The sequence below is a fragment of the Streptomyces sp. PTY087I2 genome (assembly GCF_001687325.1).
GTDB lineage: Bacteria > Actinomycetota > Actinomycetes > Streptomycetales > Streptomycetaceae > Streptomyces.
Map to the genome: position 1 here is coordinate 1 of NZ_LZRD01000040.1, position 20596 is coordinate 20596.

16 protein-coding genes, 3 tRNA genes and 2 pseudogenes are annotated in these 20596 nt (G+C 72.4%); 13 read left to right on the forward strand and 8 right to left on the reverse strand.

Annotated features, from left to right (window positions below; translation table 11 throughout):
* The 5 genes and pseudogenes from A3Q37_RS31425 to A3Q37_RS31445 form a co-directional block, all read left to right on the forward strand.
* Positions 1–311 (forward strand): annotated as a pseudogene (locus A3Q37_RS31425) (DNA polymerase III subunit gamma and tau); the annotation flags it as partial.
* 118 nt (positions 312–429) lie between these two features.
* Positions 430–1692 (forward strand): phosphoribosylamine--glycine ligase, encoded by a 1263-nt coding sequence (gene purD / locus A3Q37_RS31430; RefSeq protein ID WP_065489865.1) that lies wholly within the window; start codon positions 430–432, stop codon positions 1690–1692.
* Between the two features lie 358 nt (positions 1693–2050).
* Entirely contained in the window at positions 2051–3799 is a 1749-nt protein-coding gene (locus A3Q37_RS31435) for a hypothetical protein (protein WP_065489867.1), read from the forward strand.
* Between the two features lie 287 nt (positions 3800–4086).
* A complete protein-coding gene (locus A3Q37_RS31440; RefSeq protein WP_065489869.1) occupies positions 4087–5541 on the forward strand; it encodes a N,N-dimethylformamidase beta subunit family domain-containing protein in 1455 nt (484 codons plus the stop codon).
* Positions 5542–5625: 84 nt separating this feature from the next.
* The gene (locus A3Q37_RS31445; protein ID WP_065489871.1) at positions 5626–6540 is read left to right on the forward strand and encodes a phosphoribosylaminoimidazolesuccinocarboxamide synthase; all 915 of its coding nucleotides are present in this window, start codon (positions 5626–5628) and stop codon (positions 6538–6540) included.
* Positions 6541–6594: 54 nt separating this feature from the next.
* On the opposite strand, the gene A3Q37_RS31450 is transcribed toward A3Q37_RS31445, so the two are convergent.
* The 8 genes and pseudogenes from A3Q37_RS31450 to A3Q37_RS31485 all read right to left on the reverse strand — a co-directional run bounded on the left by A3Q37_RS31450 (position 6595) and on the right by A3Q37_RS31485 (position 11670).
* A tRNA-Gly gene (locus tag A3Q37_RS31450) sits at positions 6595–6670 on the reverse strand.
* A gap of 23 nt (positions 6671–6693) precedes the next feature.
* Positions 6694–7314, reverse strand: a complete 621-nt coding sequence (locus A3Q37_RS31455) for a response regulator transcription factor (RefSeq protein ID WP_065489873.1) — start codon at positions 7312–7314, stop codon at positions 6694–6696.
* 431 nt (positions 7315–7745) lie between these two features.
* Positions 7746–9020: pseudogene (locus A3Q37_RS31460) on the reverse strand (sensor histidine kinase); the annotation flags it as partial.
* A 1-nt stretch (position 9021) separates the two neighbouring features.
* A complete protein-coding gene (locus tag A3Q37_RS31465) occupies positions 9022–9843 on the reverse strand; it encodes an ABC transporter permease (protein WP_065489875.1) in 822 nt (273 codons plus the stop codon).
* Positions 9840–10847 carry an ABC transporter ATP-binding protein gene (locus A3Q37_RS31470; protein WP_065489877.1) on the reverse strand — a complete coding sequence of 336 codons (1008 nt, stop codon included), beginning with the start codon at positions 10845–10847 and terminating at the stop codon, positions 9840–9842. Before A3Q37_RS31470 ends, A3Q37_RS31465 begins: the two co-directional genes overlap by 4 nt.
* Before the next feature lie 128 nt (positions 10848–10975).
* Positions 10976–11048, reverse strand: a tRNA-Gly gene (locus tag A3Q37_RS31475).
* A gap of 79 nt (positions 11049–11127) precedes the next feature.
* Positions 11128–11199 (reverse strand) — tRNA-Gly (locus A3Q37_RS31480).
* 135 nt (positions 11200–11334) lie between these two features.
* Positions 11335–11670, reverse strand: coding sequence for an Lsr2 family protein (locus A3Q37_RS31485; RefSeq protein ID WP_065489879.1), 336 nt, complete (start codon positions 11668–11670; stop codon positions 11335–11337).
* Between the two features lie 420 nt (positions 11671–12090).
* On the opposite strand from A3Q37_RS31485, the gene purS reads away from it, so the two are divergent.
* The 8 genes from purS (at position 12091) to purF (ending at position 20572) form a co-directional block, all read left to right on the forward strand.
* The gene (gene purS, locus A3Q37_RS31490; RefSeq protein ID WP_010056446.1) at positions 12091–12342 is read left to right on the forward strand and encodes a phosphoribosylformylglycinamidine synthase subunit PurS; all 252 of its coding nucleotides are present in this window, start codon (positions 12091–12093) and stop codon (positions 12340–12342) included.
* On the forward strand, positions 12339–13019 hold the full coding sequence (purQ, locus tag A3Q37_RS31495; RefSeq protein ID WP_032764446.1) for a phosphoribosylformylglycinamidine synthase subunit PurQ: 681 nt from the start codon (positions 12339–12341) through the stop codon (positions 13017–13019). Before purS ends, purQ begins: the two co-directional genes overlap by 4 nt.
* The gene (gene purL / locus A3Q37_RS31500) at positions 13016–15265 is read left to right on the forward strand and encodes a phosphoribosylformylglycinamidine synthase subunit PurL (RefSeq protein ID WP_065489881.1); all 2250 of its coding nucleotides are present in this window, start codon (positions 13016–13018) and stop codon (positions 15263–15265) included. The genes purQ and purL overlap by 4 nt, the downstream gene beginning before the upstream one ends.
* A 134-nt stretch (positions 15266–15399) precedes the next feature.
* Positions 15400–15906, forward strand: coding sequence for a helix-turn-helix transcriptional regulator (locus A3Q37_RS31505; RefSeq protein WP_065489883.1), 507 nt, complete (start codon positions 15400–15402; stop codon positions 15904–15906).
* A gap of 42 nt (positions 15907–15948) precedes the next feature.
* Positions 15949–16794, forward strand: a complete 846-nt coding sequence (locus A3Q37_RS31510; protein ID WP_065489885.1) for a M23 family metallopeptidase — start codon at positions 15949–15951, stop codon at positions 16792–16794.
* A 230-nt stretch (positions 16795–17024) separates the two neighbouring features.
* Complete coding sequence (locus tag A3Q37_RS31515) at positions 17025–17822, forward strand: maleylpyruvate isomerase family mycothiol-dependent enzyme (protein WP_065489887.1); 798 nt, start codon at positions 17025–17027, stop codon at positions 17820–17822.
* Positions 17823–17859: 37 nt separating this feature from the next.
* Entirely contained in the window at positions 17860–18714 is an 855-nt protein-coding gene (locus tag A3Q37_RS31520; RefSeq protein ID WP_065489889.1) for an META domain-containing protein, read from the forward strand.
* Between the two features lie 331 nt (positions 18715–19045).
* A complete protein-coding gene (gene purF, locus A3Q37_RS31525; RefSeq protein ID WP_065489891.1) occupies positions 19046–20572 on the forward strand; it encodes an amidophosphoribosyltransferase in 1527 nt (508 codons plus the stop codon).
* Positions 20573–20596 lie beyond the last annotated feature (24 nt).

The following is a 20596-nucleotide window of genomic DNA, read 5'->3' on the forward strand; positions in this document are numbered from 1 at the left end:
CCCCGGTTGCGTACGAGCCCCGGCCCCAGCACGCGCCCCCGCAGCAGTCCGCGCCCGCGCCCCAGGGGCAGCCCGCCCCGCCGGCCCAGCAGCCGCCTCCCGCCGCGCCGCCGCAGGGCCGGGATGCCGCCCCCGCCCCCGAGCCCTCGCACAGTTCGTACGGGGCGGAGCCGCCGCGGTCCGTCTCCCCTGAGGACGACGTTCCTGAGGACGACGATCCGGATCTCGTCGACTCCGCGCTCTCCGGCCACGACCTGATCGTCCGCGAGCTCGGCGCCACGGTGATCGACGAGTTCGCCAACGAGCAGTGAGGCGGGGAGGCCCCCGCCTTCCCGTCCCCGTGATGTCCCCGCCTCCCCGTCCCCGTAATGCCGTCCACCCACCGGCGGCCGTCAAGGCTCCCCGTCCCCGGCGGCTAGGCTGCACCCCGTGAAGGTCCTCGTCATCGGCGGCGGCGCCCGCGAACACGCCCTGTGCCGCTCTCTGTCCCTCGACCCCGATGTCACCGCTCTGTACTGCGCCCCCGGCAACGCCGGCATCGCAGAGGTGGCCGAACTGCACCCGGTCGACGCGCTCGACGGTGACGCCGTCGCGCGCCTCGCGACCGAGCTGGGCGCCGGGCTGGTGGTCGTCGGCCCGGAGGCGCCGCTCGTCGCCGGGGTCGCCGACGCCGTGCGCGCGGCCGGCATCCCCTGCTTCGGCCCCTCCGGCGAAGCGGCCCAGCTGGAAGGCTCCAAGGCGTTCGCCAAGGACGTCATGGCCGGCGCCGGGGTCCCCACCGCCCGCAGCTACGTCTGCACCACCCCCGCCGAGATCGACGAGGCCCTCGACGCGTTCGGCGCTCCGTACGTCGTCAAGGACGACGGTCTCGCGGCCGGCAAGGGCGTCGTCGTCACCGAGGACGTGGCCGTGGCCCGCGCCCACGCGCTCTCCTGCGACCGCGTGGTCATCGAGGAGTTCCTCGACGGCCCCGAGGTCAGCCTCTTCGCGATCACCGACGGCACCACCGTGGTGCCGCTCCAGCCCGCCCAGGACTTCAAGCGCGCCCTGGACGGCGACGAGGGCCCGAACACCGGCGGCATGGGCGCCTACTCCCCGCTCCCGTGGGCCGACCCCAAGCTGGTCGACGAGGTCCTGGAGACCGTCCTCCAGCCGACCGTCGACGAGCTGCGCCGCCGCGGCACCCCCTTCTCCGGGCTGCTCTACGCCGGTCTCGCGATCACCTCGCGCGGCGTCCGGGTCATCGAGTTCAACGCCCGCTTCGGCGACCCGGAGACCCAGGTCGTCCTCGCCCGGCTGAAGACCCCGCTGGCCGGTGTCCTCCTCGCCTCCGCCAACGGCACCCTCGACGCCCTCCCGCCGCTGAACTGGCGCGACGACGCCGCCGTCACCGTCGTCATCGCCTCGCACAACTACCCGGACACCCCGCGCACCGGCGACCCGATCGACGGGCTCGCGGACGTCGCGGCGCAGGATGCCCCCGACGCGTACGTCCTGCACGCCGGGACCCGCGCCGAGGGCGGCACGGTGCTCAGCGCGGGCGGCCGGGTGCTCTCGGTGACCGCGACCGGCAAGGACCTCACGGCGGCCCGGGAGCGCGCCTACACCGCGCTCGGCCGGATCCGCCTGGACGGCTCCCAGCACCGTACGGACATCGCCCTGAGGGCCTCCCAGGACGCCTCCCAGGGCTGATCCGCCCGCTTACGAGTTACGAGGATCTCCGCAGCCCCTCGCGCCCGCCCGCTCCCTCACGCCACCGGCGTACGCGGCAGGCGCGAGGGGCTGTTCCGTGCCACCGGTCCGTTCCCCGGGGCCCTGCCCCATGGGCGCGAACACGTCAGCAGCTTTGCCCAAAGCCATTCCATCGGGTGACGACTGGGCTATCCGGATGACGGCCGCCGGGCCCCCAACTAGGGTGCGGCGCAAGCGTTCCGGCACTTGGCCCACCGGCATTGCGATGTCGGTGGCGGGTGCCACAGTGGGGGAGTGAGCAACACCGCCGCGAGGGCCAAGAGGGCCGCGATGAGGGCAGAGGGGGTGACGTCCGGCCGTGTCCGGTATCGATGTGGGTGAGGAGCCGGGTGCGCGGGCCGCGCAGGCCCGGGCGCTCGCCCTGCTGCGGATCCGCAGCAGGGCCCTGGCCGTGGCGATCCTGCCCGCGGCCGTCGCCGTCGTGCTGTTCGCGGCGGACGCGCAGGGGCACCTGGCCGGTCCGGCCTGGGACGCCGTGCGCTGGACGGTCCTCGGCGTCGCGGTCGTCGTGCTGCTGGTGACGGTCCTGGTCGCCGTCTCCGTGGCCCGCGCGCGGCCCGCGATGAGCCCGACCGTCCCCGTGCCGGAGGAAGGCGCCCCCGACCTCTACCGCCTGGTCCGTGACCTGGCGGACCGGCTCGACGTGCCCGCTCCCTCGGCCATAGCGCTCACCCCGGACTGCGACAGCTGGCTGGAGGACCGCACGCACCGCGCGCTCCGGAAGAGGTCTGGACCCTCGCTCCGGAAGGGCCCGGACGCCTCCGCGGGCTCCTCCGAGGCCGCGGACACCGCCCCCGTCCTGGTCATCGGCTCGCCCTTCCTGTGGTGGATGCGGGTCGCCGAGCTCCGCGCCGTCCTCGCCCCCGTGGTGGCGGGCACCGGGCCGTCCGCGCATCCCGACATAGCCGCCGCCCGCCGCTTCGTCCGCGGTCTGGACGCCGCCGTGGCCGACGGGGCCGCCCCCGGCAAGGGCCCCCTCCGCGCTGCCCCGGCCGCCTTCACCGGCTGGGTCGCCCGGCTGCTGCTGCGGGCCTGCCGGGGCCATGCCGCCGAGATGGAGCGGTGCGTGGCGGCCGCCGCGTCCATGCGGGCCCAGACGGTCGACTACGGGCTGCGCATCGCCGCCCAGGAACAGGTCGGCCTCGCCTACGCCGGCTGGGACCGGCTGCTGACCCGGGTGGCGCTGCCCGCCTGGCGGATGGGCCGCTGGCCCTCCCGGCTCGACGCCGGAGTCGTCTCCGCGCTCACCGAGCTCTCCCGCCGGGACCGGCTGGCCGACGGCTTCGCCCTGCGCCTGGGCGAGCGCCCCGCGTGCGACCTGCTGGAGGAGCCCGGGGTGGCCGACGAGGCCGCGTCCCTGCTCGCCGCCCGGCTCTTCCACGGCGGCCCCGCCGAGAGCGGTCCGGGCTGGGCGCCGGTGGACTGGCAGCAGTATCCCGACGAGGTCGTCGACCGGAAGTGGCGCAGCGAGGCGGCCCGGCTGCACCGCGTCCTGGACACCCTGGGCGCCCCCCGCGCCTCCGCCGCCGACCCGGCCGTCCCCACCCTGGCCCGGGTGATGGAGCATCTGTCCGGCGCCGGCGGACCCGGCGGCCCGGGCGAGGCGCTCGCGGCGGGCATCGGCGCCGCGGTCGCCCGCGAGGAGGCCGAATCCCCGGGGCACGGCGGCCCGGGGACAGGAGACGCGGCGCACGGCGGCGGCCAGGGCCACGGCGGCGCGGGGAGCGGTGGCGGCCAGGCCGACGACCCCCTCGACCTCTGGGGGCCGGGCCCGCTGCCCCTCTTCCCGCTCCAGCCGCCGCGTACGGGCACCGAACTGCTCGCCGACCACGTCGCCGCCATGGTCTGCTGCGCGGCCGTGGACACGGCCGGCGCGGCCCCCGGCCTGGACTGGCTGGACGGGCCAGCCCTGCTCGTCGGCGGCGAGCGGCGGGCGGACCTCGCGGCTCCGGTCCTCAGCCTCGTCGAGGACGGCGATCCGGACCCGCTGCTGTCCTGGCTCGCCGAGGTGGGCGTGCGCTCCGACAAGCCGGTCCGGCTGGTGTGACCACGTACGCCGACCGACCAGGGCGCCCCGGAGCCGTCACGCAGTCCGCCACCGAAGCCGGGCACGCGCGGACCCCGAAGCCGGGCACGCGCGGACCCGCGAGCCGGGCGCGCGGACCCCGGAGTCCGGAATTCGGAAGGAATGGTTCCGTTCTCGTCAATTCGCGACGAAGGGTGACGGGCTGCGTGCGTTATGTGATGTGCTGGGGATCGGCGCTGACATTCGGCGCACCAGAGTTGTCCGGGGGTCGCCCGAGTCGTCCGGGGGATCCGAGGGAGGGGCGCGGCATGGGGGCGGAGCAGATTCGCCGGTGGGAGTCGGGTGCCCTCGCGCACGCGGTGAGCGATCCCTTCGGCCAGGGCCCGCTGCCCTGGCTGCGCGGCAGTGAGACCTACTTCGACGACACCGGCCAGGTCGTCCCCTGGTACGCCGACCTCGCCCGCTCCACCGGCGGCGGCACCCGCACCGCCGACGACGTGCACCGTCAGATCAAGGGCTTCGTCTCGCCCGGCGCGGCGGCCCCCGGCGAGGCCATCGACTTCCACATCACCGTGGACCCGCCCCAGCAGTTCTCCGTCGACGTCTACCGGATCGGTCACTACGGCGGCGACGGCGCGGCCAAGATCACCACGAGCCCGCGGCTCTCCGGCATCGTCCAGCCCCCGCCGCTCGCCGCCGACCGGACCGTCTCCTGCCACCACTGGTGGATGTCCTGGCGGCTCCAGATCCCGAGCTACTGGTCGGTCGGCGCGTATGTGGCCGTCCTGACCACCGCTGACGGCTACCGCTCGCACATCCCCTTCACCGTGCGCCACGACCACCCCGCCGACCTGCTGCTCCTGCTGCCCGACATCACCTGGCAGGCGTACAACCTCTACCCGGAGGACGGCCGCACCGGCGCCAGCCTCTACCACGCGTGGGACGAGCGGGGGCGGCTGCTCGGCGAGGAGGACGCCGCCGTCACGATCTCCTTCGACCGCCCGTACGCCGGATCGGGCCTGCCGCTGCACGTGGGACACGCGTACGACTTCATCCGCTGGGCCGAGCGGTACGGCTACGACCTCGCCTACGCCGACGCCCGCGACCTGCACGCGGGCCGCGTCGACCCCAGCCGCTACCGGGGCCTGGTCTTCCCCGGCCACGACGAGTACTGGTCGCTGCCGATGCGCCGGGCCGCCGAGCGCGCCCGGGACTCCGGCACCTCGCTCGTCTTCCTCTCCGCCAACACCATGTACTGGCAGGTGGGCCTCGCCCCCTCCGCGTCCAACGAGCCCGACCGGCTGCTGACCTGCCGCAAACGCCGGGGGCCCGGGAAGTCCGCCCTGTGGCGCGAGGTGGACCGGCCCGAGCAGCAACTCCTCGGCATCCAGTACGCGGGCCGGGTCCCCGACCCCCGCCCGCTCGTCGTGCGCAACGCCGAGCACTGGCTCTGGGACTCCACGGGCGCGGTCGAGGGCGACGAGATCCCGGGCCTGGTCGCCGGCGAGGCCGACCGCTACTTCCCGCGCACCAGCCTGCCCGAGCACGACACCCGGATCCTGCTCGCCCACTCCCCGTACGAGGACTCCGAGGGCGCCACCCGCCACCAGGAGACCTCGCTCTACCAGGCCCCCTCCGGCGCGCTCGTCTTCGCCTCCGGCACCTTCGCCTGGTCCCCGGCCCTGGACCGCCCCGGCCACACCGACCCCCGGATCCAGCGGGCCACCGCCAACCTCCTCGACCGGATCTGCAAGCGCGACTGACCTAGGGGCGGGCCCCGGGCGAGCAGTGGGCCGCGGATACGGGACAATCGGAACCGCTCCTGGATCAATCTACGCGGAGGCACCGTGTCCGGTTTTGTAGAAAAGCCCGAGCCCGTACAGGTTCCGGGCCTCACCCACCTGCACACCGGCAAGGTGCGTGACCTGTACCGGAACGAGGCGGGCGACCTCGTGATGGTCGCCAGTGACCGCATGTCCGCGTACGACTGGGTCCTGCCGACCGAGATCCCCGACAAGGGCCGCGTCCTCACCCGGCTCTCGCTCTGGTGGTTCGACCAGCTCGCCGACCTCGTCCCCAACCACGTCATCTCCACCGAGCTGCCCCCGGGCGCCCCGGCCGACTGGGCGGGCCGCACCCTCATCTGCAAGTCCCTGCGCATGGTCGAGGTCGAGTGCGTGGCGCGCGGCTATCTGACCGGCTCCGGGCTCGTCGAGTACGACGCCACCCGTACGGTCTGCGGCATCGGTCTCCCCGAGGGCCTGGTCAACGGGTCCGAGCTGCCCGGCCCGATCTTCACCCCCGCCACCAAGGCGGCCGTCGGCGACCACGACGAGAACGTCAGTTACGAGGACGTCGCCCGCGAGGTCGGCGTGGAGACCGCCGCCGAGCTGCGGCGCACCACGCTCGACGTCTACCGCCGGGCCCGGGACATCGCGCACGAGCGCGGGATCATCCTGGCCGACACCAAGTTCGAGTTCGGCTTCGAGACCACCGAGGACGGGACCGAGCGGCTGATCATCGCCGACGAGGTGCTGACCCCGGACTCCTCGCGCTTCTGGCCCGCCGCCACCTGGGAGCCCGGCCGCGCACAGCCCAGCTACGACAAGCAGTTCGTGCGCGACTGGCTGACCTCGCCGGCCTCCGGCTGGGACCGCAGGAGCGAGCAGCCGCCCCCGGCGCTGCCGCAGGAGATCGTGGACGCGACCCGCGCCAAGTACATCGAGGCGTTCGAGGTGCTGACCGGCACCAGCTGGGCGTAACGACCGGCGACATGAAGAAGGCCCCGGACCGAAAGGTCCGGGGCCTTCTTCATCTGGAGCGGACGACCAGGTTCGAACTGGCGACCTCAACCTTGGCAAGGTTGCGCTCTACCAACTGAGCTACGTCCGCAGTGCGCCGAAGCGCGATGCCTACTATACCCATCCTCGCTCGCGTGCGAGACGCACTGCCGTATGCCGGTTCTCCGCACCGATCTTGGAGGCGGCCGACGACAGATAGTTGCGTACGGTCCCCTGGGACAGCGAGGCCCGCTCGGCGATCTCCGCGACCGGCGCCCCGTCCGCCGCCAGTTCGAGCACCTCGGCCTCCCGGGCGGTCAGCGGGGAGTCCCCGGCGGAGATCGCGTCGGCGGCCAACTCCGGATCCACGTAACGGTTTCCGGCGTGGACGGTACGGATGATCTCGGCCAGCCGCCGGGCGCTGACGGTCTTGGGCACGAAGCCGCGTACGCCGGCGGCGAGCGCCCGCTTGAGGTGCCCGGGGCGGCCGTGACTGGTCACGATCATGGTGCGGCAGTCGGGCAGTTCGGCCCGCAGTGATGTGGCGACCTTCACACCGTCCGCGCCCGGCATCTGGAGATCCAGGACGGCGACGTCGGGCCGGTGCGCCAGCGCCATCGCCAGGGCCTCGGGCCCGCTCGCCGCCTCCGCGACCACGACGAGGTCCTCCTCCAGCGCGAGCAGCGCGGCCAGCGCGCCCCGGATCAGGTGCTCGTCGTCGGCCAGCAGGACGCGCAGGGGCTGCGCGGTGGTCATCGTTCCTCCGGGAGAGCGGAAGGGGCGGGGGAGGGAGCGGGAGAAGCGGAGCCCACGGCTCCACCCGAAGCCGAGGCGTCGCGTCCGTCCGAGGCCGGAGGGCCGCCCGAGGTGGGGTGTTCGCCCGAGACGTCCCGCCCGCCGGGGCCCGAGGCGGTACGTCCGCCGGGATCCGGGCCTTCGCCCGAGCCCGGAGGGCCGCCCGAGGTGGAGTGTTCACCCGAGACGTCCCGCCCGCCGGAGCCCGAGGCGTCCCGCCCGCCGGGGCCCGAGGCGGTACGTCCGCCGGAGCCCGGGCCTCCGGCCGAGCCCGGGAGGCCTCCCCCGCGCGAGTCGGCCCGCCCGCCCGCACCCGCAGAGGCGGGCTGCCTACCTGAGGGCAGGGACCCGCCCGCGCCCGAGACGTCCCGCCCGCCCGAGCCCTGTCCGGAAGCCGTCAGTGGCACCGTCGCCGTCACCCGGAAGTGATCGTCCCCGACGGGCCCCGCGGTGAGGGTTCCGCCGAGCGCACCGAGCCGTTCGCGCAGCCCGGCCAGGCCCGAACCGCCGCCGGCTCCCCCGCCGTCGGCCTCGCCGCCGACCGGATCCATGGCCCCCGCCCCGTCGTTCTCGACCTCCAGGACCACCGCGTCCCGCGTCCGGGTCAGGCGGATCGAGCAGTGGCGCGGGTCGCCGTGGCGCAGGACGTTCGTCGCGGTCTCGCGGACCACCCAGCCGAGCGCCGCCTGCACGGCGGCCGGAGCCCCGATACCGGCCGGGCCGTCCGCGCCCTCGACGGTGACGGAGATCCCGGCGGCCTGCAACACGCCCCGCGCGCCCATGAGTTCGGTGGGCAGATCCGCCTCCCGGTAGCCGCGTACGACATCGCGGACCTCCTGCTGCGACGCCCGGGCGATCCGCTGCACCTCCACCATCTGGTCCACCGCCGCCGGGTTCCCGCGCTGGGCCAGCTCCACGGCCAGCTCGCTCTTCAGGGCGATCACCGACAGGTTCCGGCCCAGCACGTCGTGCATGTCCCGGCCGAACCGCAGCCGCTCCTCCGCCACCGCGAGGCGGGCCTGCATGTCCCGCGCCTCCTCCGCCTGCCACATCACGGACAGGCTCCAGCCGCTGGGGCGTACCGAGCCGATCACCAGCACGGTGGCGAGGGCCATGCTCAGGGCCGTGGCCAGCAGCGGGGTCCCGGTCCCCCCGAAGGCGGCCAGCAGGCCCACGAAGGCCGCGATGTACGCCGCCGCGTGCAGCAGGAACTTCCGGGCGGGGACGAGCAGGGCGTACGGGATCCCGAACGCGATCGGCACGTCCATCGCCATCACCGGCAGCGCCCGGTCGGCCAGGCCGTCCACCGCCATGAGGGCGATCAGCAGCCCGGACAGCACCGCCAGCAGCACCGCCGGAAGCCGCAGCCGCCGCCGGGGGAAGGGCTCGGCCCCCCGGTAGTGGTCGAACGCCGGCCGCACGTTGACATTGCTCAGCACGGACTGGGCGACGTTCACGGCGAGCAGGGTCGCGCCGATGGCCACCGCCCAGGCGCCCCGGTCGAAGACCGTGGCCAGCGGCAGGAGTCCCCAGGTCAGCAGGAACAGCCAGACCAACGAGCAGAGCGTCACCCGGGTGTACAGGTCGATGCGCTGGAGCTTGCTGCGCTCGTGCCAGCCGCGCCGCCAGCCCCGTACCCGACCGATCACGCCCCTCAGCCCCTTCATCTCAGCCGCGCGGGTCCCAGCGGAACCACCGTCGCACAGCAAACACGCCGAAGGCGGTCCAGGCCAGCGCGGTCACCCCGGCGGTGAGCAGGTCGCCGCTCCCGACGCCGCCGAGCCAGCCGTGCCGGATCAGGGTCATCGCGCCCGTCATCGGCAGCAGCTCCAGTACGGAGACCAGCCTGTCCGGGAACACCGCCAGCGGCACGAACAGTCCGGAGCCGAACAGCGAGACGAAGAACAGCGGCAGGGTGGTGAGCTGCGAGGTCTGCACCGTCCGGGTGATCACGGCGGTCGCCGCCGCCAGGGCGGACATCAGGACGAAGCCCAGCACCAGACCGCCCACCAGCAGGTCGGGGCGGTGCGGCGCGCTCAGGTCGAAGGCGATCGCCCCGGCCACCACGAGCAGCACGCACTGGGCGAGCGCCAGCGCGACGGACGGCAGCGCGGTGCCGATGAGGATCTCGCGGTCGGAGATCTCGCCGGTGCGCAGCCGCTTGAGGACGAGCTCCTCGCGCCGGGCCACGTACGCGGAGACGAGGTTCATGTAGACGACCTGGAGGAGCACCATGCCGATGCCGCCGGTCAGGGTGGCGCCCGCGACGGTCAGTCCGGTGCCGCCGAGGTCGATCTGTTCGAGCGAGGACCGCATCGCGAAGATCATCGCCAGCGGCAGCAGCAGGGCCACGACGATCGCGGTCCGGTTGCGCACCAGGAGGATCAGCTCGGCGCGTCCGAGCGCGGTCAGCCGCCGGGCCACGGCCGCCGCACCCGTCGGGGAGGCGGCGGGTGTCCGGTCGCGGACGGGGGTCGTGGTGGTCGTCATGCCGTCACCTTCTTCGGGCCGCCGGAGCGGTCGGAGCGGTCGGAGGTCTGGCGCGGGTCCTGGTCCCGGGGCGCGTGCTGGGTCTTCGCGATGTCGAGGAACGCCTCCTCCAGCGATGCGGAGCGGGCGTCGAGCCCGTGCAGCCGTACGCCGGACTCCCGGGCCCACTCCAGGAGTTCGTGCAGCGACTCCTGGAGGGCGGGGGTGCGGATCTCGATCCGGGACCCGTCGGCCGCCGCCCGCAGCGAGAGCGGAAGCCGGGCCGCCGGGACGGCCTCGGGGAGGACGAACCGGATCCGGGCCGGCTGCCGCGCGGTCACTTCGGCGATCGTCCCGGTCGTCACGATCCTCCCCTGATGCATGATCGCCAGGCGGTCGGCGAGCGCCTCGGCCTCTTCCAGGTAGTGCGTGGTGAGCAGCACGGTCGTGCCGTTGTCCCGCAGGGCCCGCACGAGCTCCCAGGTCTCCTGCCGGCCCTCGGCGTCCAGACCGGTCGTCGGCTCGTCGAGGAAGAGCACCTCGGGCCGGGAGGTCAGGGCGAGCGCCAGGTCGAGGCGGCGCTTCTCGCCGCCGGACAGCTGCTTGACCCGCACGCCTCCCCGGACGGTCAGGCCGACCATCTCCAGGGCCTCGGCGGCGGGGCGGGCGCCGGTGGTGCAGGCCGACCACATGCGGACGGTCTCCATGACTGTGAGGTCGGAGGGGAAGCCGCCCTCCTGGAGCATGACCCCGGTACGGGGGCGGACGGCGGCGCGTTCGCGGTACGGGTCGTGGCCGAGGACCCGGACCGTGCCGGCGGTCGGCGGTGCCAGGCCCTCCAGGAGTTCCACGGTGGAGGTCTTGCCCGCGCCGTTCGTCCCGAGCAGGGCGAACAGTTCGCCGCGGGCCACGGAGAAGGAGATCCCGGACACGGCCTCGAAGCCGCCGGCGTAACGGCGTCGGACCCCGTTCGCCTCGATCACGGGACCGTTCGCGCGGTCGCTGAGAATGTCGTCGCTGGTCATGCTTCCAGGCTTCCGCCGGACCGGGCCCGCGGGCAGTGCGCGCTGTCATCACTGCACATGACAAACGTCATGGGTGACGGAAGAACGCCAAAGGCCCCGATCGAAAACGATCGGGGCCTTTGCCTCTGAGCGGACGACCAGGTTCGAACTGGCGACCTCAACCTTGGCAAGGTTGCGCTCTACCAACTGAGCTACGTCCGCAGTGCAGCCACTCGGCTTTCACCGGTGGAGCGAGCACCACTCTACCTGATCCACCGAAGTGGTCCGAAGAGTTGTGCAGAGCGGGTGACAGGAATTGCACACTGCGCCTTCCCCCTGGAAGGGGGCTGTTCTACTACTGAACTACACCCGCACGCTGCGTGGGATTCGGCTTTGCGGCCTCGCCCCTCGGCGTGCTCCAGACTCTAGCCGACCTGCGGGGGTGTAGCGCAAGTCGGCTTCCGGCGGCCGGTCTGACGGTGCGTCCGGCCGCCGGAAGCCGCGCGCCTCAGGCTGATGCCTGGAACGCCTCGTACACCTTCTTCGGGATGCGGCCCCGGGCCGGTACGTCCATGCGGTGCGAGCGGGCCCAGGCGCGGACGGCCGCCGGGTCCGGGGCGAGGGAGGTGTGGCGGTAGGCCGTGGGCGTCCTGCCGTGCTTACTGGCATTTGTCTGCTTTCGGCCGGCGGCCACGTAAGGCGCCAGCGTCTTGCGCAGTTTCTTCGCGTTGGCGGGATTGAGGTCGATCTCGTACGTCTTCCCGTCCAGGGCGAAGGTCACCGTTTCCGCCGCCGCTCCCCCGTCGATGTCGTCGGAGAGTGTCACCACTACGCGCTGAGCCACGGATATCGGTCCTTTCCTGCGGCACCGGCGCGTTCTGCGTGCGCGGATGCCGGCCTTCCGGCTGCCGGGCGGGCGGAAGCGGATCGACGAGATGTCGACTGTTCCGTTGTCCCCGGGGCAATGGTGCTTTCCCCGGTAATCATTTGTACAGCGGTGGGTGCCGCATTGTGAAGCCCCACCAATTACCTGCGCGTGTCCGTGTGCAATCCGTGTGCAATCCGGGCGGGTTTTTTCCAGACCTTTTCCGTGCGGTGTCGCGGCCGATATACGGACGTGATCCACGTGCCGCCCTCACCGGGCCCGTCCTGCCCGATATCTACCCGCGTAGAAATTTTGGCCAGGTACGCTGAGTGGACCCGCGGGGGTCTGGGGAACCCCCCGGAGAGACAGCCGCACCACACCACCACACCGGGAGTGCCAGTGGCACGCGTCGTAGTCGACGTCATGCTCAAGCCCGAGATCCTCGACCCGCAGGGACAGGCGGTGCAGCGCGCACTGCCCCGTCTCGGCTTCGAGGGAATCGCGGACGTTCGTCAGGGAAAGCGTTTCGAGCTGGAGGTCGAGGGGCCGGTCGACGACGCCGCCCTCGCCCGTATTAACGAGATGGCCGAGACGTTCCTCGCCAACACCGTCATCGAGGACTTCGTCGTGAAGGTGGAGGAGGAGAAGTGACCACCCGTATCGGCGTCGTCACTTTTCCCGGCACCCTCGACGATCAGGACGCCCTGCGCGCCGTCCGTATCGCGGGCGCCGAGCCCGTATCCCTGTGGCACCGCGACAAGGACCTGCACCAGGTCGACGCGGTCGTCCTGGCCGGTGGTTTCTCCTACGGGGACTACCTCCGCGCCGGCGCCATCTCCCGCTTCTCGCCGGTGATGGAAACCCTCATCGAGCAGGCGAAGGCCGGGATGCCGGTCCTCGGCATCTGCAACGGCTTCCAGATCCTGACCGAGGCGCACCTGCTGCCCGGCGCGATGCTGCGCAACAACCACCTCCACTTCATCTGCCGCGACCAGAAGCTGCGGGTGGAGAACGCGGAGACCGCCTGGACCTCGGACTACAGCGCCGGCCAGGAGATCAGCGTCCCGCTCAAGAACATGGACGGCCGGTACACCGCCGACGAGCGCACGCTCGACGAGCTGGAGGCCGAGGGCCGCGTCGCCTTCCGTTACCTGGACGGCAACCCCAACGGCTCGCTCCGTGACATCGCGGGCATCACCAACGCCGCGGGCAACATCGTCGGCCTGATGCCGCACCCGGAGCACGCCGTGGAGCCGCTGATCGGCACCGGCCGCACCGACGGCCTCGGTTTCTTCACCTCGATCATCAAGAAGCTGGTCAACGCATGAGCCTGGATACGGTCAAGCACGCGGCCGAGACCCCGGACGCCGCGCAGCCCTGGAAGGAGCTCGGCCTCAAGGAGGACGAGTACGCCCGGATCCGCGAGATCCTGGGCCGCCGTCCCACCGGCGCCGAGCTCGCCATGTACTCGGTGATGTGGTCCGAGCACTGCTCGTACAAGAGCAGCAAGGTCCACCTCAAGCAGTTCGGCGAGAAGGTCCCCGTCAACGACGCGATGCTCGTCGGCATCGGCGAGAACGCGGGCGTCGTCGACGTCGGCCAGGGGTACGCGGTCACCTTCAAGGTCGAGTCGCACAACCACCCCTCGTACATCGAGCCCTACCAGGGCGCGGCCACCGGCATCGGCGGCATCGTCCGCGACATCCTCGCGATGGGCGCCCGCCCGGTCGCGGTCGTGGACCCGCTGCGCTTCGGCGCGGCCGACCACCCCGACACCAAGCGCGTCCTGCCGGGCGTCGTCGCGGGCATCGGCGGCTACGGCAACTGCCTGGGCCTGCCCAACATCGGCGGCGAGGTCGTCTTCGACGCCTGTTACCAGGGCAACCCGCTGGTGAACGCCGGCTGCATCGGCGTGATGAAGCACGAGGACATCCACCTCGCGCAGGCATCCGGCCCCGGCAACAAGGTCATCCTGTACGGCGCCCGCACCGGCGGCGACGGCATCGGCGGCGTCTCCGTGCTGGCGAGCGAGACCTTCGAGTCCACCGGCCCGGCCAAGCGCCCGGCGGTCCAGGTCGGCGACCCGTTCCAGGAGAAGCTCCTCATCGAGTGCACCCTGGAGATCTTCAAGGAGAAGCTCGTCGCGGGCATCCAGGACCTCGGCGGCGCCGGGCTCTCCTGCGCCACCAGCGAGCTGGCCTCCGCCGGCTCCGGCGGTATGCGCGTCGAGCTGGACACCGTGCCGCTGCGCGACTCCTCCCTCTCGCCCGAGGAGATCCTCATGAGCGAGTCGCAGGAGCGCATGTGCGCGATCGTCGAGCCGCAGCACGTGGACCGCTTCCTGGAGATCTGCGAGAAGTGGGACGTCATCGCCACCGTCATCGGTGAGGTGACCGACGGCTCCCAGCTGGAGATCTTCTGGCACGGCGAGCAGATCGTCGATGTCCCCCCGCGCTCGGTCGCCCACGAGGGCCCGACCTACCACCGCCCGTTCGCCCGGCCGTCCTGGCAGGACGCGCTCCAGGCGGACGACGCGGGCAAGCTCGCCCGCCCGGCGAACGCCGCCGAGCTGCGCGAGCAGGTCCTGAAGCTGGTCGCCTCCCCGAACCAGGCCTCCAAGGCGTGGATCACCGACCAGTACGACCGCTTCGTGCAGGGCAACACCGTCCTCGCGATGCCCGAGGACGCGGGCATGGTCCGCATCGACGCCGAGTCGAACCTGGGCGTGGCGCTGGCGACCGACGGCAACGGCCGGTACGCCAAGCTCGACCCGTACACCGGCGCGCAGCTCGCGCTGGCGGAGTCGTACCGCAACGTCGCCGCCTCCGGCGCCAAGCCGCTGGCCATCTCGGACTGCCTGAACTTCGGTTCGCCCGAGGACCCGGACGTCATGTGGCAGTTCGCCGAGGCCACGCGCGGTCTCGCGGACGGCTGCCTGGAGCTGGGCACCCCGGTCACCGGCGGCAATGTCTCGCTGTACAACCAGACCGGTGAGACGGCGATCCACCCGACGCCGGTCGTGGCCGTGCTCGGTGTGATCGACGACGTCAACCGGCGTACGCCCGTCGCCTTCGCGGAAGAGGGCCAGCTCCTCTACCTGCTGGGCGACACGGCCGAGGAGTTCGGCGGCTCGGCCTGGTCCGAGGTCGTCCACAACCACCTCGGCGGCCTGCCGCCCAAGGTGGACCTCGGCCGCGAGAAGCTGCTCGCGGAGATCCTGATCTCGGCCTCGCGCGACGGCATGATCGACGCCGCGCACGACCTGAGCGACGGCGGCCTGATCCAGGCGGTCACCGAGTCCTGCCTGCGCGGCGGGAAGGGCGCCCGGCTGGTCGTGCCGGACGGCCTGGACGCGTTCACGTTCCTCTTCTCCGAGTCGGCGGGGCGCGCGGTCGTCGCGGTCCCGCGCAGCGAGGAGCTCCGCTTCACCGACATGTGCGGGGCGCGCGGTCTGCCCGTCGCCCGCATCGGTGTCGTGGACGGCGAGGAGATCGAGCTCCAGGGCGAGTTCTCCATCCCGCTCAGCGAGCTCCGTACGGCGCACGAGGCGACGATCCCGGCGCTGCTCGCCTGAGCCGGAGTCACCGCCCGTACCTCGCGCACATCCGAAGCCCCCGTCCGGAATCATCCGGGCGGGGGTTTCGGCCTTCCCCGTCCCCTGACGGACATCCCTTGTCAGAAATTACGTAATTACGTAAGGTTGGTGTCATGGAGCTGGAGCAGCGGGTCGCCGAGCTGGAGAGGCGGCTCACGGCGCTGGAGCGGCGGGACCCCGAGTCCCCCCACCTGGGCGACGGCGACTTCTGGGCGCTGGAAGGGCTGAAACAGCAGCTCGCCGACGTCGGGGAGGCCGGGGCCGACGGGGGAGTCCTCTACACGGGCTCGGTCCGGCTGCCCACCGGCGAGCAGTACGGATGGCAGTACGGCGCCTTCACCGAGGCCCTGTTCGACGGGGACTGGACGGACGCCGCCGAGTCGTTCGCCGCCCTGGGCCACCCGGTCCGGCTGCGCCTGCTCCGCGAGATCCTCGGCGGCCTGAGGACGGCCGCCGAACTGGCCGCGCTCGACGGGGCCGGCACCACCGGCCAGATCTACCACCACCTGCGCCAGCTGACCGGCGCGGGCTGGCTGCACGCGGCGGGGCGCGGCCGGTACGAGGTGCCGCCCGCCCGGGTCGTACCGCTGCTGGTAGTGCTGACGGCGGCGCGCCCCTAGAGCAGGCCGCAGACCGAACGCAGACAACAGGGGGAAACCATCATGTCCGTCCGCAAAGTCCTGGCGGTGCTCCACCGCATGTGCTGGCTCCTCTTCGGGGTGCTGGTGCTCAACGGGCTCTTCCTCGAACCGCTGGTGCCCTTCGGCCTGACCTTCGTGCCCGCGGGTGCGGCCGTGGTCATCGGCCTGGTCCTGAGCCGCACCGGTCCCGAAGAGACCCTGAAGAACCGGCCCCCGGTCGAGGTCGACCCGCCCGTGACCGGCCGCTGGTCCGCCCTGAACAGCCCGGCGGACAAGGTGCCGAGCCATGGGACGCACGCGTACGGACAGACGTACGCGATCGACATCGTGGCGGAGCCCGAGGCCGGTGAGGGCGGGGCCTCCGCCCGGCCGGGGTTCCGCTGGTTCTGGCCGGTCGTTCGCCCGGCCCGCGCCTTCCCGGCGTTCGGCGCCCCGCTGTTCGCGGTGGCCGACGCCACGGTGGTCCGCGCGAGCGACGGCCAGCGCGACCACCTGAGCCGCAATTCGCTGCCCGCGCTGCTCTATCTGATGCTGATCGAGGGCGACGCGCGCAGCATGATCGGCGCGCGCCGGATCATCGGCAACCACGTCATCCTCGACCTCGGCGACGGCACGTACGCCGTCTACGCCCACCTCCGGCGCGGCTCGCTCCAGGTGAAGCCCGGGGACAGGGTCCGCGCCGGACAGCGGCTCGGGCGCGTCGGGAACTCCGGCAACAGCTCCGAACCCCACCTCCACTTCCACCTGATGGACGGCCCGGACCCGGACTCGGCCCGAGGCATCCCGTTCACCTGGCGGGGCGTCGGCGTCCCGGCGAACGGCGAGACGTTCACGGTCGAGGAGCAGCCCGCAGTGGAACCGGCCTGATCCGCCGGACACCCCCTAGGGGGTGTCTTACCGATCAGGCCGGGCTCGCGTGCCCTGGTGCCGCACCTCGCGGCGTTGTCGTCGGTCGCCGACGCTCCTTCCCCAAGCTCTCAACTCCGTTCGAGCAGGGGAGACCCCATCCGACTCCCTCCTCCGCCTTGCGATGCACGGCGCCAGGCCCCGCTCCCTGATCCGGCCTGATCGGCAAGACACCCCCTAGTCTCGGTCCCATGCCCCCGGCCAAGAAGCGCCCGCGCGCCTACGACCACCTCAGGACCCGGACGGCGGTCCTCGCCCAGTACGCCCAGGTGCGCGACGCCGTCGCCGCGCTGACGCCGCAGCAGCTCGCCCGGCCGACCCGGCTCGGCGACTGGGCGGTGCGCGATCTCGTCGCGCACATCGCGCAGGGGCTCGGCTCGGTCAGCCGCGACCTGGCCCTGCCGGAGCCGCCGGGACCCAAGCCCGCGACCACCCTCCTGGAGTGGCCGCCGGCCGTCGCGGCGGTCGTCAGGGACCCGGAGGCCCCGGCTCCGGCGGCCGACCGCCCCGATCTCCCCGCGCTGTACGGGGAGGTGGAGGCGGCCTTCCTCGCGGACGTCCCCGCCACCGGCACGGGGGACCGGCTGCTGCCCACCCGGGTCGGGTCCATGCGGCTGACCGACTACCTGGTCACCCGGACCGTCGAGCTGATCGTCCACACGGACGACCTGAACGAGGCGCTCGGGCTGGAGATCCCGTACGACCGGCAGGCGCTGGCCGCCTGCACCCGGCTGCTGGCGGACACCCTCGCGGACCGGGCCCCCGGCGGCTCGGTCGAGGTGCGCGTCCCGCCGTTCGTGGTGGTCCAGTGCATCGGCGGGCCCAAGCACACCCGGGGCACCCCGCCCAACGTCGTGGAGACCTCCCCGCTGACCTGGATCCGGCTCGCCACCGGCCGTACGGAGTGGGCGCGGGCCCTGGCGGACGCCGAGGTCAGCGCCAGCGGGGAGCGGGCCGACCTGGCCGCGCTGCTTCCGCTGCTGCGCTGAGCGGAACCGGATCGGACCCCCGTACCGTCACATCGCCATGCACACACAACGGATGACCCTCAGCGTCAGTGTCCTGGCCCTCCTCGCCCTCGCCGCCTGCGGTACGGAGTCGGGTTCCGGCTCCGGCAAGGGATCCGGCGACGGCGGTGACACCGTACGGAGCGATGTCCCCGTCACCGGCGTGGCGTGGAGCGTCGACTCGGTGACCGTCGGCGGGAAGAAGACGGAGGCCCCGGAGGGGTCCCGCCTGGAGATCGACCGGGACGGCCGGGCCACCGCGCACTTCGGCTGCAACCACATCAGCGTGGACGCCCGGGTGAAGGGCGACCGGATCACCCTGGGCAAGCCGGTCACCACCCAGATGGCGTGCGACGAGAAGACCGAGAAGTTCGAGAAGGCCGCCATCGACGCGATGGGCGGCGAGCACACCGCGAAGCTCTCCGGGAAGAAGCTGACCCTCACCGCGGAAGGCGGGGACACCATGGCGCTCAGCGAGGAGAAGCCGGCCGACCTGGTGGGCACCGAGTGGACGGTGACCACGCTGCTCAGCGGGAAGACCGCCACCACCGTGCCGGCGGACCTGCCGAAGAACCGGACGCCGCACCTCACCATCGCCGAGGACGGCACCGTACGCGGCCACGCCGGCTGCAACTCCTTCAGCGGCAAGGCCACGGTCAAGGGCTCCACGATCGTCTTCGAGCCGCCGGTCAGCACCCGCAAGATGTGCCCGAAGGCCGAGATGGAGGTGGAGCGCGCCGTGCTCGCCGCCCTGGAGGGCCCGACGACGTACACGATCAAGGGCAACACGCTCACCGTGACCGCCGAGGGCGGCAAGGGGATCGGCGCCACGGCCGCGTCTCCCGGGGCCGAAAACAGCTCCCAGCACGGCTGAACCCGGCTCCCCGGTGTGAGGCTCACCACGAAACGGGCGTTCGGCCGGCGGCCCGGGCGAAGATCGGCCGGGTTCACCGAGCGCCACGGCCGACCGCCCGCCGCCCACCGTGGCTACCGGTCGGTAACCAGCCGCTCGGCCCGGAAGTGAGCGCCACGCCCCTCCCGCGCGCTCCGCGCCCTCCGGGCGAGCGTTACGCAGGGTCACCGAGTGAAGTCCCGCGATTCGCCCGCCCCGGGCGGCGGGCGGGCCCGTTCCCCGTGCTCCACCGCGCGTTTGCCCCCCGGTCCCCAATTCGGACCAGTGGTCGATCTCGCCTACACTCGGTGCCGTGCCCCGTGGTGATGGACGACTCAACCACGACCTGCTCCCCGGAGAGAAAGGCCCCCAGGACGCTTGTGGCGTCTTCGGTGTCTGGGCTCCGGGTGAAGAGGTCGCCAAGCTCACCTATTTCGGACTGTATGCCTTGCAGCACCGCGGACAGGAATCCGCGGGCATCGCAGTGAGCAACGGGTCCCAGATCCTGGTCTTCAAGGACATGGGACTGGTCTCGCAGGTCTTCGACGAAACGTCTCTGGGTTCCCTCCAGGGCCATATCGCGGTCGGTCATGCCCGCTACTCCACCACCGGCGCCTCGGTGTGGGAGAACGCGCAGCCGACGTTCCGTGCCACCGCGCACGGCTCGATCGCCCTCGGCCACAACGGGAACCTGGTCAACACCGCCCAGCTCGCGGAGATGGTCGCCGACCTCCCGCGCAAGGACGGCCGCGCCACCCAGGTCGCCGCGACCAACGACACCGACCTGGTGACCGCGCTGCTCGCCGGGCAGCGCGACGAGAACGACAAGCCGCTCACCATCGAGGAAGCCGCCGCCAAGGTGCTCCCCGATGTGAAGGGCGCCTTCTCGCTCGTCTTCATGGACGAGCACACGCTCTACGCCGCCCGCGACCCGCAGGGCATCCGCCCGCTGGTCCTCGGCCGCCTGGAGCGCGGCTGGGTCGTCGCCTCGGAGTCCGCCGCGCTCGACATCTGCGGTGCCAGCTACGTACGCGAGATCGAGCCGGGCGAGCTCGTCGCCATCGACGAGAACGGTCTGCGCACCTCGCGATTCGCGGAAGCGAAGCCCAAGGGCTGTGTCTTCGAGTACGTCTATCTGGCCCGCCCCGACACCGACATCGCCGGGCGGAACGTCTACCTCTCCCGGGTGGAGATGGGCCGGAAGCTGGCCGCCGAGGCCCCCGTCGAGGCAGATCTCGTCATAGCGACCCCGGAATCCGGCACCCCCGCCGCGATCGGGTACGCGGAAGCCAGCGGCATCCCCTTCGGCAACGGACTGGTCAAGAACGCGTACGTCGGCCGGACCTTCATCCAGCCCTCGCAGACCATCCGCCAGCTCGGCATCCGGCTGAAGCTGAACCCGCTGAAGGAAGTCATCAAGGGCAAGCGCCTGGTGGTCGTCGACGACTCGATCGTCCGCGGCAACACCCAGCGTGCCCTGGTCCGGATGCTCCGCGAGGCCGGAGCGGCCGAGATCCACATCCGGATCTCCTCGCCGCCGGTGAAGTGGCCCTGCTTCTTCGGGATCGACTTCGCCACCCGCGCCGAGCTGATCGCCAACGGCATGACCGTCGACGAGATCTGCACCTCCATGGGCGCCGACTCGCTCGCGTACATCTCGATCGACTCGATGATCGAGGCGACGACGATCGACAAGCCGAACCTCTGCCGCGCCTGCTTCGACGGTGAGTACCCCATGGACCTCCCGGACCCGGAGCTGCTCGGCAAGCAGCTGCTGGAGACCGAGCTGGCGGCGGGCCCCGCGGCGACCGCCGCGGCCGACGCGCTGCGCCGTCCGTGACCCGGACGCACCGCGGCCCCTCCC